The organism is Limnospira sp. PMC 1279.21 (assembly GCF_032349615.1).
Taxonomy (GTDB): domain Bacteria; phylum Cyanobacteriota; class Cyanobacteriia; order Cyanobacteriales; family Microcoleaceae; genus Limnospira; species Limnospira fusiformis.
The window spans coordinates 1-16,520 of record NZ_JARPLU010000118.1 but is presented as its reverse complement, the minus strand read 5'-3'; the positions used below and the strand labels follow the sequence as shown (position 1 = coordinate 16,520).

General features: G+C 43.7%; 15 protein-coding genes and 1 pseudogene. 8 read left to right on the top strand and 8 right to left on the bottom strand.

Annotated features, from left to right (window positions below; genetic code table 11):
* Window positions 1–252 precede the first annotated feature (252 nt).
* The 3 genes from P5683_RS16900 to P5683_RS16890 all read left to right on the top strand — a co-directional run bounded on the left by P5683_RS16900 (window position 253) and on the right by P5683_RS16890 (window position 2,853).
* The gene (locus tag P5683_RS16900; protein WP_228116396.1) at window positions 253–513 is read left to right on the top strand and encodes a hypothetical protein; all 261 of its coding nucleotides are present in this window, start codon (window positions 253–255) and stop codon (window positions 511–513) included.
* A gap of 3 nt (window positions 514–516) precedes the next feature.
* Complete coding sequence (locus P5683_RS16895) at window positions 517–726, top strand: type II toxin-antitoxin system VapC family toxin (protein WP_008053953.1); 210 nt, start codon at window positions 517–519, stop codon at window positions 724–726.
* A 399-nt stretch (window positions 727–1,125) separates the two neighbouring features.
* Window positions 1,126–2,853: an FAD-dependent oxidoreductase gene (locus P5683_RS16890; protein ID WP_315644967.1), complete on the top strand. Its 1,728-nt coding sequence runs from the start codon at window positions 1,126–1,128 to the stop codon at window positions 2,851–2,853.
* On the opposite strand, the gene P5683_RS16885 is transcribed toward P5683_RS16890, so the two are convergent.
* The 4 genes from P5683_RS16885 to serA form a co-directional block, all read right to left on the bottom strand.
* The gene (locus tag P5683_RS16885) at window positions 2,811–3,248 is read right to left on the bottom strand and encodes a DUF6691 family protein (protein ID WP_006623692.1); all 438 of its coding nucleotides are present in this window, start codon (window positions 3,246–3,248) and stop codon (window positions 2,811–2,813) included. The two genes, P5683_RS16890 and P5683_RS16885, sit on opposite strands and share 43 nt — an antisense overlap.
* 4 nt (window positions 3,249–3,252) lie before the next feature.
* Window positions 3,253–3,675, bottom strand: a complete 423-nt coding sequence (locus P5683_RS16880) for a YeeE/YedE family protein (RefSeq protein WP_006623691.1) — start codon at window positions 3,673–3,675, stop codon at window positions 3,253–3,255.
* A gap of 76 nt (window positions 3,676–3,751) precedes the next feature.
* Window positions 3,752–4,645 carry a 50S ribosomal protein L11 methyltransferase gene (prmA, locus tag P5683_RS16875; RefSeq protein ID WP_006623690.1) on the bottom strand — a complete coding sequence of 298 codons (894 nt, stop codon included), beginning with the start codon at window positions 4,643–4,645 and terminating at the stop codon, window positions 3,752–3,754.
* 159 nt (window positions 4,646–4,804) lie between these two features.
* A complete protein-coding gene (gene serA, locus P5683_RS16870) occupies window positions 4,805–6,388 on the bottom strand; it encodes a phosphoglycerate dehydrogenase (protein WP_006668563.1) in 1,584 nt (527 codons plus the stop codon).
* A gap of 322 nt (window positions 6,389–6,710) precedes the next feature.
* Between serA and P5683_RS16865 the strand changes: the two genes are divergently transcribed.
* Window positions 6,711–7,214 carry a hypothetical protein gene (locus P5683_RS16865; RefSeq protein WP_006623687.1) on the top strand — a complete coding sequence of 168 codons (504 nt, stop codon included), beginning with the start codon at window positions 6,711–6,713 and terminating at the stop codon, window positions 7,212–7,214.
* Window positions 7,215–7,291: 77 nt separating this feature from the next.
* Here the strand turns inward: P5683_RS16865 and P5683_RS16860 are convergent, their stop codons facing one another.
* On the bottom strand, window positions 7,292–8,758 hold the full coding sequence (locus tag P5683_RS16860) for a haloacid dehalogenase-like hydrolase (protein ID WP_315640361.1): 1,467 nt from the start codon (window positions 8,756–8,758) through the stop codon (window positions 7,292–7,294).
* A gap of 286 nt (window positions 8,759–9,044) precedes the next feature.
* Window positions 9,045–9,713, bottom strand: a complete 669-nt coding sequence (locus tag P5683_RS16855; protein WP_006668565.1) for a DUF2301 domain-containing membrane protein — start codon at window positions 9,711–9,713, stop codon at window positions 9,045–9,047.
* Between the two features lie 79 nt (window positions 9,714–9,792).
* Here P5683_RS16855 and P5683_RS16850 point away from each other — a divergent pair, with 79 nt between their 5' ends.
* Window positions 9,793–10,455, top strand: a complete 663-nt coding sequence (locus P5683_RS16850) for a calcium-binding protein (RefSeq protein WP_006668566.1) — start codon at window positions 9,793–9,795, stop codon at window positions 10,453–10,455.
* An 85-nt stretch (window positions 10,456–10,540) separates the two neighbouring features.
* On the opposite strand, the gene P5683_RS16845 is transcribed toward P5683_RS16850, so the two are convergent.
* Together P5683_RS16845 and P5683_RS16840 are read right to left on the bottom strand one after the other, a co-directional pair.
* Window positions 10,541–11,296, bottom strand: a complete 756-nt coding sequence (locus P5683_RS16845) for a DUF561 domain-containing protein (RefSeq protein WP_006668567.1) — start codon at window positions 11,294–11,296, stop codon at window positions 10,541–10,543.
* Window positions 11,297–11,323: 27 nt separating this feature from the next.
* Complete coding sequence (locus tag P5683_RS16840; protein WP_006668568.1) at window positions 11,324–12,142, bottom strand: creatininase family protein; 819 nt, start codon at window positions 12,140–12,142, stop codon at window positions 11,324–11,326.
* A 480-nt stretch (window positions 12,143–12,622) separates the two neighbouring features.
* Between P5683_RS16840 and P5683_RS16835 the strand changes: the two genes are divergently transcribed.
* From P5683_RS16835 to P5683_RS16825, 3 genes and pseudogenes are all read left to right on the top strand, one after another.
* Window positions 12,623–14,887: a tetratricopeptide repeat protein gene (locus tag P5683_RS16835; protein WP_006668569.1), complete on the top strand. Its 2,265-nt coding sequence runs from the start codon at window positions 12,623–12,625 to the stop codon at window positions 14,885–14,887.
* A gap of 90 nt (window positions 14,888–14,977) precedes the next feature.
* Window positions 14,978–15,808, top strand: a complete 831-nt coding sequence (locus P5683_RS16830) for a hypothetical protein (protein ID WP_006668570.1) — start codon at window positions 14,978–14,980, stop codon at window positions 15,806–15,808.
* 232 nt (window positions 15,809–16,040) lie between these two features.
* Window positions 16,041–16,469: pseudogene (locus P5683_RS16825) on the top strand (hypothetical protein); the annotation flags it as partial.
* Window positions 16,470–16,520: the final 51 nt, after the last annotated feature.

Genomic DNA, 16,520 nt, shown 5'->3' with positions numbered 1-16,520 from the left:
ATGTTGAGGATTTGCAGTGCTTCCCCCGGACAGTTGAGGAGTTCTTGAATCAGGGAGAGATAAGCCTGCACTCTTTGTTCATCCATAGCCGCGCACCGGGTAGGGAATAGCACTCCCATTTTACCCCATTCCAGAGACTCAGAAACGGGGTTTATTTCTTAAATTTTGGTGATGCGATCGCTATCCTACCAGAAACCGGGTTTCTTGTCTTTCAAGAATCTATGTGCTAAACTGAAATAGCGCTGAAGAAAAATGAGAGCCATATTTATGCAAATCCGAGGCATTAAACGCGGTAAAACTATCGAGCTAACCGAAAATATTGCGGTCCCTGACGGCTCTGAAATTATCCTGGAAATTAGCCCACCCATCCCCCCGACACCAGAAGAACATTGGCAGCAATTATGTCAACTATTTGGTGCTTGGTCAAACCAACCCGATTTAGATGCTACCTTGACAGCGATCGCTCAACAACGCCATCAAAACCACGGTCGAGAATTATTTAATCTTGATTGATTTATGTATTTGCTAGATACTAACGTATGTATCGCTTTACTTAAAAATCATCCCAATGCTGTAGCCAAATTCGCCCAGCATTTTCAATCGTCTTGTCTGAGTTCTATTGTGGTTTCCGAACTCTACAAAGGGGTTTATTGCTCACAAAAAATAGAACAAAACTTGGCTAAATTACAACAGTTACAGTTTATGAGTCTATTTTATCACAAATAGAGATAGCACCCCTATTGTCCCCCGAAACCGGGTTAATTTCTTAAATCTTGGTGATGCGATCGCTATCCTACCAGAAACCCGCTTTCTTTGAGAAACCCGGTTTCTTGACACCCCACCGAGAAACCCGCTTTCTTTGAGAAATGTTGGCTAATTTAGGATTAGTCACAATCAATTACCTCGGATATTTGGGATAGGGTGAATCGGCTGTAAAAAGGTTTCTGGAAGCCTCCCTAATTATTCAACCGAGAAGGGGTGAGGAAATAGATAAACTTATACCAACCCCCGTTGGTTCACTTGCGCCTAACAGCAGAGTCCCTGGGTGGCGTGAGAGGCTGGGGTTGAAGTAAGCTACTGGAAGGCAAAAATGGCGGGAATTTGTTAACATCAGAAAAATGTTAGTTGAGCAACCCGAGTCCCATGGCGTTAAAGAGCGATCGCATTGTCATTGTGGGCGCTGGATTTGGTGGTTTAACAGCAACCCGCCTCCTAGCTAAGGCGGGCGCGAATGTGTTGCTAATCGATCGCAACTGCTACCATACTTTTATACCCCTACTGTATCAAGTAGCCACCGGGTTACTATATCCCCACCAAATCGTTTATCCCCTCCAGTCAGCATTCAAAAAATATCCCAATGTCGAATTTATCCAGACTAACGTTGACCGGATTAATTATGAATATCAATGGGTAGATACAGATCACGGACAAATCAGATATGATATTCTCGTCATCGCTACCGGAAGCCGTCCCAAATTAGATCACATCCCTGGGGCTGCTAAATATAGCTTAACTTTAAATACCCTAGAAGATGCGGCGGTTGTGCGGCATCATGTCGTCGATCGCATTCGCCGGGCTATTTTAGAACCTGAACCCATTGATCGCGCCCGGTTATTGACATTTGTGATTGTTGGTGGCGGTCCGACCGGGGTAGAATTGGCGGGAGGTTTAATCGACCAACTCCGCGCTTTGTTAGGTTGGCGGCGGTTATTCCCCCTGGCGAAGGTGATTTTAGTACATTCCGGCGATCGCCTACTTCCCAACTTTTCCCAGGGGTTTAGCGCCTATTGTGAACGTCATTTACGCCAATTGGGGGTATCTGTCTGGTTAAATCGTCGGGTTTTGCGGGTCAACTCCCAGGGGGTAGAATTAGACACCGGAGAAGCGATCGCCGCCCCAACTATTATCTGGACAGCAGGGGTACAAGTCGATCATCCCAGCCAGCTTGACCAAATCTCTACCGCCGCCAAGGGTAAAATCATTGTGGAACCGATTTTACGAGTTCCCGATCATCCTAAAGTATATGCGATCGGAGATGTGGCTTTTCTCTGGCCTGATCATGGTCTTAGCGGTATCGCCCCGGAAGCTATCCAACAGGGGGAAGCGGTGGCGACCAATATTTTGCATCAGTTACGGGGAACATCTCCGCAACCTTTTCGTTATATTGATAAAGGCAAGGCTGCTATTATTAGTCGCTATGCTGGGATTTTGTCATGCGATCGCCTCAATAACACCGGATTTTTGGGTTGGCTAACTTGGTTAGTGATTCATATGTGTTATCTACCGGGATGGCGCAATCGCTTAACAGTCGGCTATAACTGGTTCTGGGATTGTGTTTTAGGACTGAGACTGCTAAAACCGATTATCCGCCCTTACCGGGAAATTGCCTTTTTAAATAGTCCTGATCCGGCTATCGAGTTTTTTAAGGATAAATCCCAAAGAAAGCGATCGCATTTGTTGTCTCAAGATAATTGGATTATGAATTATATTCCCCTAATTGGACGAGCATTTTTAGCCACCATTTTTATCAATTCATCCGTTAGCAAAATCTTGGATTTCGCCGCTACCGAGGAAATGATAGCATTGCGGGGATTGCCACATCCCAATTTAATGCTATTAGGAAATATTGTGTTTCAATTAGTGGGGGCTTTTTCTTTAATTCTAGGTTATAAAACCCGTTGGGGGGCGATTATTTTGATATTATTTTTAATCCCCACCACCCTAGTTTTCCACAATTTCCTAGATGATCCTGCTCAGAAAACGGCATTTTTAAAGAACTTAGCCCTAATTGGTTCTTTAATGATGGTTTCCTACTTTGGCCCAGGACCTGTTAGCTTAGATGAGAGGGTATAAGCCAAGGACCCAGCAATCATCGCGATTATAAACAATACCGGGTTAAGAATACCTAAAACTAGGGCGGTAATGGCGGGACCCGGACAGTAGCCAGCAATACCCCAGCCAATGCCAAAAATAGCGGCTCCCATGATTAAAGTGGGGTCGATATCTTGGCGAGTAGGTAGATAAAATTTGTTGGAAAATAGGGGGTGAGGAAGACGGAGGACAAACCGAAAAGCGATCGCTGTCACCCCCACAGCGCCGCCGAGGACAAAGATTAAAGTAGGGTCCCAAACTCCCACAAGATCCAAAAATCCCAAGACGCGATCGCGATCCATCATTTGGGATAAACCCAGCCCGAAACCAAATAAAATCCCAGAAACCAAGACAATTATATTTTCTTTGAGGTTCATAAAATTACACCCCTAAAACATGACGCATGATAAATACAGTAATAAAAGCAGTGGTCATAAATGAGAGAACTGCTATCAGCGATCGCATAGAAAAGCGACCCAAACCACAAACCCCATGACCACTGGTGCAACCGTTACCCATACGAGTACCAAACCCCACTAGAAAACCACCAATAATCATTAATAAAGGTACGGAATTTGACGGGGGAGTTGGTGGCGATGGAAATCCATATTCATAAATAGCAGCACCAGCTATTAAACCCAGAATAAATAGCCATCGCCAAGCCTCCTGGGATTTAAAAGTAATCGCCCCATTAACCATGCCGCTAATGCCAGCAATCCGACCATTAAAAGCCAATAATATGGTAGCACTCATACCAATTAAAACCCCGCCCATTAATGCACTTATCCAGTTAAAATCAGCCATATTACCTCCTGAACGATTAACACTGTTTCACCCTCTCAATTATCATGATTGTGAGAGTTTTTCAGATGTGCAACTATCAAGAACGTCTAATATTGAAACAGCACCAATTCTGTCGCTTCCAGAGAGTGGCGACGATCCAGCCATGTTGTTCTAACAAATCAGCGATCGGTTTAGCCTGTTCTAGCAAAATACCACTGAGAACCCCCCAACTATTAGGTTTAGTCAGACAGTCCAACTGAGGAATTATATCCATAATCACCTCAGCCAAAATATTGCATAAAATCCCATCAACAGGTCCTTTAGCACGCTTAATCAACTCCTCAACACTTCCCACCTCACTAATCATTTGTTCTGGGGATATATGGTTAAGGTCGCGGTTTTCATTAGCCGATCGCACCGCTAAGGGGTCAGTATCGACACCATAAACCTGAGTCGCCCCCAATAGGATCGCACCAATACCCAAAATTCCCGAACCACAACCGATATCAACAACAGTGATCGGATTTTCCCCTAATATTCCCAAACGCATTTCTAGGGACTCCAAGCAAAGCTGAGTAGTAGCATGGGCTCCGGTACCAAAAGCCACCCCAGGGTCAAGACGTAAAATAAGGCGATCGCTATTTTCGGGGGGAGTTAGCCAAGCCGGATAAATCCAAAAGCGATCGCCAATTTCCGTTGGTTCCCAATGCTGCTTCCAACTACTAGACCAGTCTTCCTCATCAATGAGATCCCATTGCACAATAGGGATAGACATTTCCATACACAAAGCATCCTGGCGCAGCAAAATAGATAAAGCCGCCAGGTCCAAAAGATGAGCTTGTTCTTCTGGTAAATAGGCACAAATCAAACAAGACTGATGTTTAGTTTGACTGGCTGTTCCCCGAAAGCCAAAATTTTCGAGTCGCCAGAAGACAGTTTCTTCTAGGTTCAAATCACAGACTACTCGAATTTCCCACCAGCTATGTGCCATATCAGTTACTTTTGGGGCCAGACAATATGCGAGCATTTAGCTCACTAGAAGTATGGGGATAATTTATCCCACTAGAGGTAGTGTGAGCATCTGATTCTCCACTTTCTCCAGTCTAGTCTGCCAGGAGCCATTAAGTCCAGCACCCTAATTTCCTTGAGTTTAGAGAGTTACCGTATAGGCATCCCGGATACCTGCTACTTTCATGATCTCACTCAACAGTCCGTCCGGCAATGGGTCATCTAAACTTAAAACCATCACCGCCTCTCCTCGTACAATTTTACGACCGACCTGCATACTAGCAATATTGACATTAAAGCTACCCAGCAGCGACCCGATTTTACCGATAATTCCCGGCATATCTCGGTGGAGAGTAAATAACATATAACGAGTCGGGGGTACGTTAATGGGGAAATCATCAATATTTGTCACCCGAATTTCCCGATCGCCCAATAGAGCCCCCGTCACCGAATGAGTACCTAAAGATCCCTTAGCTTCCAAATGCAGAGAGCCGGTATAGTCACAGACCGAAGCATCCCTAGTTTCAATGACCCGAATACCGCGTTCTTTGGCTTCAATGGTAGCATTAACATAATTAACCCGCTCCCGCAGAGCCTGAGATAACAAACCTTTCAGAGCCGCTACCACCACCGGTTTACTATCGCGATTGGCTAAATCCCCTTGTAAACGGATATCCAAGAAATCGACCCTACCTCCTACCAATTGGCTGACCAAATTTCCCAAGGTTTCCGCCAGTTGTAGATAGGGCTTGAGTTGTTCGAGAGCATCGGGATACAACCCAGGAATATTGACCGCTGAACGAGCTGGTAAGCCCAACAATACATCTCTAATTTGTTCAGCTACATCAATGGCTACATTAACTTGAGCTTCTTCTGTCGATGCTCCTAAGTGGGGAGTGAGGATCACCTTTTGACCCAACTCCCGCAGGGGGGAATTTTCCTCTAGGGGTTCGTTTTCATAAACATCTACCGCCGCCCCAGCAATTTGATCATTTTTCAGAGCTTCTGCTAAAGCTACTTCATCCACAATACCCCCACGAGCGCAGTTAATGATACGAGCTGTGGGTTTCATTTGAGCCAGAGCCTGTGCATTAATTAAATGATAGGTCTCCTCAGTTTTCGGCATATGTAGACTGATATAGTCTGACTCGCGGATCAGTAAATCTAAATCTACTAACCGACAGCCTAACTGTTCGGCGCGATCTTGGGAAATAAATGGATCATAGGCTAGTAATTTCATCCCCATAGCTTTGGCGGCGGAGGCTACATGGGAACCGATTTTACCCAGTCCCACAATCCCCAGGGTTTTTTTGTAAACTTCTACCCCAATAAACTGTTTGCGATTCCACTGGCCGCTTTTTACGGATACATTGGCTTCGGGAATATGGCGCGATAGGGCTAACATCATGGCTATAGCGTGTTCGGCAGCGGCGATCGTGTTACCTTGGGGGGAGTTAACTACGACAATTCCTTGGCGGGTGGCGGCGGGAACATCCACGTTGTCCACCCCCACACCAGCCCGACCAATAATTTTCAGCTGAGTACCCGCTTCTATTATTTCTTTGGTGACACGAGTACCAGAACGGATCATCAGGGCATCATATTCGGGAATAATCTTTACCAGTTCCTCAGCAGGTAGTCCGGTTTTGACATCCACCTGAGCCACCTGAGAGATAATGTCAAGTCCAACTTGATCAATCGGATCAGATACAAGAACCTTAGGCATGGTTGGGCTAATAAATTGCAACTGTAGGGGATTAACCACAACTTCCTTGATTTAAGGATTCGTGGTAAATTGAGAGAGTCTGTTGATGCAGATCTCGATCGCGGTAAAAATACCGCAGTGAACTATTCTAGCGTTAAGGGGGACGACCTACCACAAATTGTTCACAAAAATTTAGTAAATTTAGTTTGGATTGTCCCCAGCATCATGGCCCTTGATAATTAACCACAGAATTATGGTAAATTTACCAACCTTAACAGGGGGATCATGAAACCTAGTGACTAACAGAATTGCAGCCGTATATCCAATAATCTAATCATCATATATGAACTACCTAATTGCTGTTTTACCCGATCGCATTCAAGCTGAGGCTGCCTATTTGGCTTTAGAAAAAGACGAAATCCCAATCACTCAAGTGAGTATTTTAGGCAGAGGATACAAAAGCGCTGATGAGTTTGGCTTGATTGACCCCTATGATCCGGCCCGCAAACAGGTTAAACTTATGGCTAGTTGGTTGATTCCTTTTGGCTTTGTGGCTGGCTACACCTTTAGCTTAATCACGGGACTTAATACCTTTGCTTGGGCGGGGGAAATTGGCGATCATTTCATCGGTGGCATTCTGGGGGGCATTTCTGGGGGACTCGGTAGCATTCTCGCTGGCGGCGGGGTAGGCTTGATTATTGGCGGGGGAGATGCTGTACCCTATCGAAATCGCCTCAATGCTGGTAAATATCTAGTTGTGGTTCAAGGTTCGGAAACTTTAGTCCGTCAAGCTACCCGCACCCTCAAACAATTTAACCCGGAAAATATCCAGGGTTATAGTATCTGAAAAAGGCAGCAGGATCCGATAGCTTACCTAGCAGCTTGCACAATTAGGATTAGCTGTGCAAGCTGTTGGCTTGGCAATTAGACCAGAGTTTTATCCTTATATATTGGGTATGCTTGACGGCAAATATTGACAAATTGCCTACGTCCTCGGTAAGCACACCAGGCAAAAATCACGAGAGTTTGCCAACTCAGTAAAATGGATAATTCCCCGGTTCCTAGTGGGACAGAAATAATCAGAAATGTAAACAAAAAGCACCGGAAAAACTCTCCCGGAAATTCCATCCATTGGCCGTGTTTACCGAATCGATACACAATATAGGCGATCCAGCGAGCTAAAACTTGAGAAGCAAATAACATAATACCTATGCTATTTGTGGTAGTTACTATCAAAAACCCAAAACATTTACTTGCTTGTAAGCAGAAATATAGCCAAATTCGAGTTTGTTTGTCAAGGCGGTTATAACTCCAAAAACACCCAAATACAACGCTCAAAAAAGTGAGCCACAGGACACCATCTAAACCCATAGAACTGAGTAGGGATAAATTGATAGTTTTTGGGGTTAATTGAAGTTTTATCACCTCTAACAAGAAAAGTCCGGGTATTGCCAAAATTATCGCCCATAACCAAACCTGCAAGAGTTTGACACGATTTTTGTAGTTTTGATAGGTGGCGCTGAGAGTAGGTTTTTGCTCAAAAGTTTCGGCGATGATATCATTATCTACATAGCCATACTCGTAGATACACCAAAAAGATAAAAGCAAAAACAGCATCATGATTGATTGTAAAGCTGGATAAGGACTTATCCAAGCGATCGCCAAAATCAAGACTAACCAATCATCTGCGATAATGTTCTTGATGAAATATTTTTGGCCGGGGCGCTTACCGCGTTCCAGATACAAAAATGGAATATAAGCATCAGCCATAGCCGGGACATATTGAGCATCAGGCCACTGCACGAGATAGGGTGATGCTACAGCATCCAATAATACCTGATCATCTGTGGAATCTGTAATGACGGCGGCATTGGCGATTTCTTCGTCAGTTAATACTGCTTTAACTAACTCATACTTTCCCCGTTGACGATCAACCCCTCCCTGCCAAAACCGACAACTAATCACAGCATCAGGACAAAATTGTAAATTCTTAATAATGGGATTTATAATTAGATCAAAGCCGAGGGTAGCAATAACTATTTGTGAGGGGAATTGTTCAAGGAATTTTAGGATCAGTTCCTGGTTGATATAATTATGGGCAAGTTTCTGGGCTTGCTGTTGCCAAAAAATTAAAGTCCAGGGAAAAATTAGGGTGGAGATAATTACACGACACCAATCCCTTGATTGGTCTCCTTTGAGGGGTTGGGGTAACCAGTTCCAAGGCTTGAGAATATCTAGGGCAATTAATAAAACAGCCCCCAAGGTTTTAGGCTGTAAAGAATTTAGATATTCTTCTGTGGAGTTTCGCAGAAAAAGCGTTTCGTCCAAATCTACAATTACAAGTTTTCCTTGTAGTTCCATGGACATTGATTCGGGCTCTATTGTGGCCATAGGTTTTCAGAATTGATCAAGAAAATTTGATTTAGGGTGGAGTAAGCATTTAACGTATTCAGATTGTCTTGAGTGAAATTACGGATGTTACCATCATCAAATATATGCGATCATGGACTTAGTGGCTATAGCAGTCAAGAATAATCTGCGATCGCCTTGATCTGGAGATATCCTGCCCCTGGCTAAGGAAAAGGGCAGAAGTTGCTAATATTGACCGGTTATCTTTGACAACAGCTTCTAGGGGCTGCTAGTCAGATTGATGACTGGGTAGTGGGGTCAATTATACTTAATTGTGCGATTGGGCCGATCGCTGTTGGTGAAGGTAATCAAATACACTTTTATCACCAATATCAGAAGGAATGGCTTGGAAACACTTGCGGAGGGCAAAAATCCCGAATTGAATAGCCCAGAAAAACAACAAAAATTTCTGATTGATGACTGTCCACACTCCCGCCATATATCCCAACAGTAAGAGGGGGACTAGGGGAGTTAGCAGTTTGGTTTCCATGCGATTAAAACAAAAAGCCTCCTTAAAATAAATGCCTGTTAGAGCCACAAATGTAAAGCCGACACCGAATAAGCTATATGGCTGATTATAAACGGTGACGGCTAAGGGTTCAGGATCTGCGATCGCCACTACCAGGGTAGCAATACCCCCAATGAGCCAACAAAACTGAAGGAATCTGTGTAAAATAATTAGATAGATATGAATTGTGAACAGGCTAACTCCCAAAGCTAACCAGAACACAAGATAAATAGGGGTCAGCAGTTGCCGGAATATGGGGCTGTGTGAGTCCCATAAGACTAAAGCGGTCCCTAAACCAAAGCAGACGGCGGCGATCGCCAAACTAACTCTATATACTAGGACTCCCTGGCGATCGTCATCAGTGATGGTATACTCGCCAAACTGTCCTTGGTAGATCTGTGGCTGAGAGGTTGGTACTGTTTGGGTCACAATTTTGGTCTCCTGTTGATTATTCGGATCTATCCAGAACAAATTAAAGTAAGTTCTGTTGTTCACTAACCTAAATATTATGACAAAATTTCAGAAAAACTTAAAATCCGCCTCGACTCATCCCGAACCGTCTGACCTCAAGGGGATTCAAATTGATGAGACGATTACTTTTAATATCCGTAGTGGTAACAGTATAGACCGATTAGACCTCCCAGAAGATCCTCGTTTGTTGATGTTGGATGTCATCAAAAACTTGACTATAAGTGATATCGAAAATATCCCAGGTATTGATGACTTATACCTTGATTATTTGACCGATGCTGACCTGGAAATGGCGGTAGCTAAGACTGAAAAAAACTTGGGTTTTAAGCCTTCTTATAGTTTCCGAAAAAAACTTAAACTCTATCTGCAATATCTGAAAAAACAAATCAAGTTACCTTGTTATGTAACCGCAAGTGATGAATTTGCTTGGGAAGAAGAATATCTATTGTCTTCCGGTCGCAAAAAGGAATACGAGAAACAAAAAATCAACAATCCTTCCCATCAAGATACTTTTGAAATTCTGGGCTTTGCTGATAAATTTGATGAAGAATATGGCTTACAAGTGCAAGTCCGACGGGTTAGCGATGAGAAATTATTTACCCTAGACCTAGCGGATTTAGAATGCACAGATGAGGAGTCTGATAATTATCAATTAATTGAAGATTATTCGATCTGGTTTTTAACTTGCGCGGGAGATTGAGATGAGAATACAGCCCCAAGTGTCATGTAATCGGCGGATAATTAATAACTGCCAAAGAGATGAACGCTGGGGCTGTAGAGATTTTCTAAGACTGATAAATCCGGGCAGTATTCACGGTGGCTAATGCTTCCACGAGACTACGAACCGCTGCAATCATTGCTAATTCATTATCGAGGCGGTTGATAGCTGAACCGACACCGACACCGGCAGCACCGGCGGCGATCGCCAAAGGTGCTGTTACACTAGAAATTCCAGAAGCGCATAATACTGGAACCGATACGGCGCGGGAAATTTCCCGGGCGGCGGCTAGGGTAGGCGCAGCCTTTTCAATCAATCCTAAAGTTCCGGGATGCACAGGGTTAGCGCTAGTTCCCCCTTCTGTTTGGATAATATCCGCCCCAGCTTCCACTAAGTCTATGGCTAATTGGACTTGTTGATCCAGTTCCAAAATATGGGGAACTGTTACGGATAGGGTAATCTCAGGAAGTAGCGATCGAGTTTGACGGGTCAACTGCAACACTTCGGGGGCTTCAAAGCGCCGTCCTTGGGCGTAGAAAGCATCAAAATTCCCAATTTCAATCAGATCAGCGCCAGCTTCCACACAGGGGAGGAACTTTTCTGGTTCTACGGCTGACACACAAATAGGTAAATGGGTCAAATCACGCGCGATCGCCACTAATTCCGGGTCAGCGGCAATATCTACAAAGGTCGCGCCGCCTTGAGTTGCTGCTTTCACCACCGCCACCACATTGGGGCGATGGAAATTCATTAAACCGCTAATTACTTTCAGCCCTTGGCCTCGGTTAAAGGCTTGCTGTAGAGTAGAGTTGATCATTGTCATTACTTAGGCTCTATTTCCGATATCGATTTATTTTGACACAGAGCGGAAACACTGGGGCTGCTGAAATTTATAAATATCTGCGATCGCTTTTACCCAACTGTCTACCACCGACTCCAGTAGGCGACTCCCCTTCTCTTCTGTAGCCGCCGTTGCGTCTCCCAACACACCACTAGCGCTTAGATCCCGCGTTACCCAAGCAAAGGGCAATTTTCCTTCCATACTCAGTAAACTGTCCGAGGGTAAGCCGTGGGGAAACTCTCGCACCGCCTTATCCCGGCGTACCACATCCGGCAAAATTGATAACATCACACTGGTTTCTATGTCTCCGGCGTGAATCCCTAATTCCAATTCTTCCGGGGAAAATAGTTCTTTGGCTATGTGGGGAACCCGCCACACAAACAGGGGAAATACCATGAAATCTTCATGCTGTTGATGCAAGTCTCGCGCTACCATGTCTAAAATCTGGGGTTGTCCACCATGAGCGTTCAGAAATACTAATTTGCGGAACCCCGCCCTATATATACTTTCCCCTACTTCCATTAATACTGATATTAAGGTTTCAGAGGTTAAGGTGATGGTTCCCGGAAAGTGCCAATGTTCGTTAGATTTGCCGTAATATAAGGTAGACAGGGCATAGGCGGGAATAGTGCGATCGAGTTTTTCTAGGGCTAGACCCGTCACGGCGGTAGCAATAGCAGCATCCACAATTAACGGTAAATGGGGGCCGTGTTGTTCTATAGCCCCAATTGGTTGGATAATTACGGTATTTTCTGGATCGGGCATTTCCGCAATTTCTGTCCAAGTTAGGTAAGGGAAAAATCGATGAGGGGGGATAAAATTGTGCATGGTTTTCCAGGTAATTTTCACCAAAAATTGATAATATTTTGTAATCTCAGGAAACTAGATCTTGATCATGGTCTGCATACCTACCTAAAGACCAAGGGCATGGTACAATCAGACCGGGTTCACTTGCCAATATAGTAGGGGCGGGTTCTGTAATCATCTATATGGAAGTCCCGATTCTTTAGAACCCGCCCATACAAGCATATTCTTTAATCATCTATATGGAAGTCCAGACTATTTAGAACCCGCTCCGTATAAGACGATCGCTCGTCAGCAGCTTAGGCGGAATGAGAGCCGCCGTCTTTTTAGATCGGGGTGCTGACACTTGTTATGGTTGATATAGACTATACCCAAAATTTTATGCCAAAATTGACATAAGAAACTCAATGGTGAGTTCTCAATCCTGATGAAAATCAGTTAATCGATAGGAAAACCGATTCCATTTGCTCTCTCCAGCCATTTTATATCAAACTGTAACATATTATGAACTTAGACGATCGCTCCAAACCCCATTCCTCGAACTCCCCTAGAAGTTTCAAACCTCAACGCCAGATGGAAATCATTGGTCAACTCCTAGATGGAAGGTATCGAATTGTACAAATTTTGAGTTCAGGAGCATTTAGTCAGACCTATCTAGCCGCAGATACCCGCCGTCCTGGTCATCCTCAATGTGTGGTTAAACAACTGCGTCCCCCTAGTAATAATTCCAAAATCCTGAAAACAGCCTTACGCCTATTTCGACAGGAAGCAGAAATCTTAGAAAAGCTAGGACGCAACGATCGCATTCCCCTATTATTAGCCTATTTTGAGGATAATAATCACTTCTATCTAGTCGAAGAATTTATCGAAGGACATCCCCTTCATAAAGAACTAATTCCCGGTCATCCTTGGAAAGAAGATCTAGTGATCGAACTCTTAGAAGAAATCCTCAATATTTTAGTATTTGTTCACCAAAATGGCGTAATTCATCGAGATGTTAACCCCTCTAATTTAATTCGCCGCAAATCAGACCAAGCCCTAGTCTTAATCGATTTCGGTTCCGTCAAAGCCGTGACTAGCCAACTGGCTGAGGAAAATAATCAACCCATGCGAACGATCGCCACGGGTACACCCTCCTATATGCCGATCGAACAATTCCAGGGAAACCCCCAATTTAATAGCGATCTCTATGCTGTGGGAATGATTGCTATTCAGGCTTTAACTGGTTTAGAAGGCTCAGATTTGCCCAAACTCCAAGATCCTAGCCTATCTATATCTGGAGAAATTGCCTGGCGACAGCGGGCGCGAGTTAGTAACGAATTAGCTAGTATTATAGATAAAATGGTGCATCATTACTATGGGAAACGATATAAATCCGCTATTGATGCGATCGCTGAATTAAATCAACTCACCGGAAAAACCGGGTTAGTTAACCCAACTTCCCCAAATCATCCCCCCTATAAAACACACAAACCGCGACGAGACATATCCTTAAATCGCCTCTGGACTGTAGTGGGAATAGCGGCAACCGGATTAGTCGGTTTAATCGTGATATTTGGCTTATTTCAAGTGTTAAGCCGCCCCGATCCTGTCAAATCAGAAGCCGCCCTAAAAAGAGGGGTAGAACGTCTGGAAGCGGGAGACCCAGAGGCGGCAATTAAGGCTTTTACTCGGTCAATCCAGCTATTTCCTGATAATAGTGAAGCCTTCCGTAAACGGGCTAATGCTTACTATGATCTCCAGAAATATGAGCAGGCGATCGCTGACTATACCCAAGCCATTAAACTTGATCCTACTAATCCTGACATCTATTTTAACCGCAGTTTAGCATACCATCAAATGAGAGATTTTGGTAATGCTATTAATGACCTAAATCAAGTGATCCGTCTGAACCCAGAAGATACAGATGCTTTTTATCAAAGGGGACTCGCCCATTATAGCCAAGAAAACTACGAAGCCGCCATATTAGATTATACCGAAGTAATTAGGCGACAACCAAACAATAGTGAAGCCTATCGCGCTAGGGGAAGCGCTCACGTTAAATCTGGTAACTTACAAGCAGGAATGGCTGATTATACAGAAGCAATTAGACTCAATCCCGAGTCGGCTGCTGCTTATTATAATCGGGGTCGCGCTCGGTTTCATTTAGGAGATTATCAAGGTGCTTTAGCAGACTATAATCAAGTGATTAGTTGGGAACCAGATAATGCTGAAGCATACGGGAATCGTTGCAGTACCTACATCAATTTAGGGAATTATGAGGCGGCGATAGAAAGTTGTAGTAGATCCATTCAATTAAACCCCACAGCTATGGATTATAATAATCGCTGTATTGCTCATCTGAATGTGCAAAATTATGATGCAGCTATTGGAGATTGTACTAAGGCGATTGAGTTAGAACCTAATAATTCTAAGGCTCACAGTAATCGGGGGTTAGTTCACTCTTTGGCTGAGGATTATGAGGCGGCGATCGCTGACTATAGCCAAGCTATTAGTCTGAATCCTAATGATGCTGAATCATACAGTAATCGCGCTCAGGCTCATGCTGAACTTGGTAATTACTCTGAGGCGATCGCAGACTACGCCCAAGCTATTCGCATCAGACCTAATTTGGCTGGTGCTTTTTATGGTCGCGGAATGGTCCGAGCATCTTTAGGCGATCGCCGAGGTGCCATCAGTGATTTTGAACAGGCTGGAAAACTGTTTTTAGAGCAAGGTTTGACCGGGGGATTTCGGGATTCTCAATATCAAATTCAGCGATTACAGTAACCTGGTTTTTATCTAAAATTTATCCCAGATATTGGTTGGTAATTTTGTGGGACATTAGCCAAATCCTCTAACTCTATCTATAACCTAGTCATGACTAATCAATACCCTCAAAACTCTCTAAGTATCAGTGATGTTATCATTGCCGGGTTTCGGATATATCGAGACCATTTTAAACAATACTTTACTATGGCTTTGGTCGGCTGTTTATGGCTGATTGTTCCCGTTTATGGTTGGGCTAAATGTCTCGCCACTTTAGGAGCGATCGCTCGTTTAGCCTTTTTTGAAGTGAGCGAACGCCCCGAACCTCCATCAGACGCTAAACGCTACACTAACAAACGCCAATGGAGTTTTTTAGGACAATTACTGCTCGTCGGATTAATTATCATTGGCATTTTCATAGGTTTTAGTATGGTTCTTGGTACGGCAATCTTCATATTTATGAAACTGAATATTGAGACTTTTTGGTTATCATGGTTGATATTTTTATTGGCAGTATTTGGATTTATCATCTTATACCTGGGGTTGATGTGGATATCAGCCCGTCTGTATATATGTGACGTGATTCTCGCATTAGAAGACCAGACCAACGCCAAAAAGTCGATCAAGAATAGTTGGGAAATCACCGAAGAATCAGAGTTTCAAATTATGGGTATTTTTATAGTCGCAGTTTTAGCAACCTTACCCTTCCCCATAGCGACTCGGTTTATTTTGTTACTCAGCCGATTACTTATCAATTCCCTAGTTACGGCTGAGGTAGCAGTTGGGCTGAATTTATTAGTTTTATCAACTGTTTTAATTGCTATGGGGGCGCTGACTATCCCCTTCTTCAAATCCATTAAAGCCGTGATTTACTACGACCTCATCAACCATCAGGATGAACAGGATTTAGTCACAGATAACCCCAAAATCTTGGAAATCTGAAGGTATTTATAAAATTTTGTTTAAGAAAATCGCCCTAATTGGTCGATTCCTGTATAATCCCCACCATAGGAATTGTCTGGCTGGTGAATTAAAAGCAGATTCCTGGATCCCCCCCTAAACCCCCCTAGGTGAAGACGATCAGCATTTCTGGCTTTGGTGAAATCAAGGATACCAAGAATCTGTAATTTTGGAGACAGTCAAAAATCCTATAGCTGCATCTATAAATTTAGTCATGACTAATAAATATGCTCATAAATCCCTCAACTTGGGTGATGTGATTAGTGCCGGATTTCGTATCTATCGAGACCATTTTAAACAATACTTTACTATGGCGTTTTTCGGCATTTTATGGCTGATTGTTCCCATTTATGGTTGGGCGAAATTTGCGGCGATTTCAGGAGCGATCGCTCGTTTAGCTTTTTTTGAGGTGAGCGAACGCCCCGAACCAGGAGCAGACGCTAAACGCTATACAGACAAGCGCAAATGGAGTTTTTTAGGGCAATCACTTCTGCTACTATTGATTATGATTGGGGCTTTTATAGGTTTAGCCATAGCTGTGGGAATAGCCGGATTCTTGGTATCTATCCTACTGAGTCCCGAAAGTTTTGTATCATTATTACTAGGATTTTTATTAGGAGTAGTCGCATTTGTCATGTTTTATAGCACAAGACAGAACACTTAGGACGTATAATGGAGAGGACGAGATGACTAA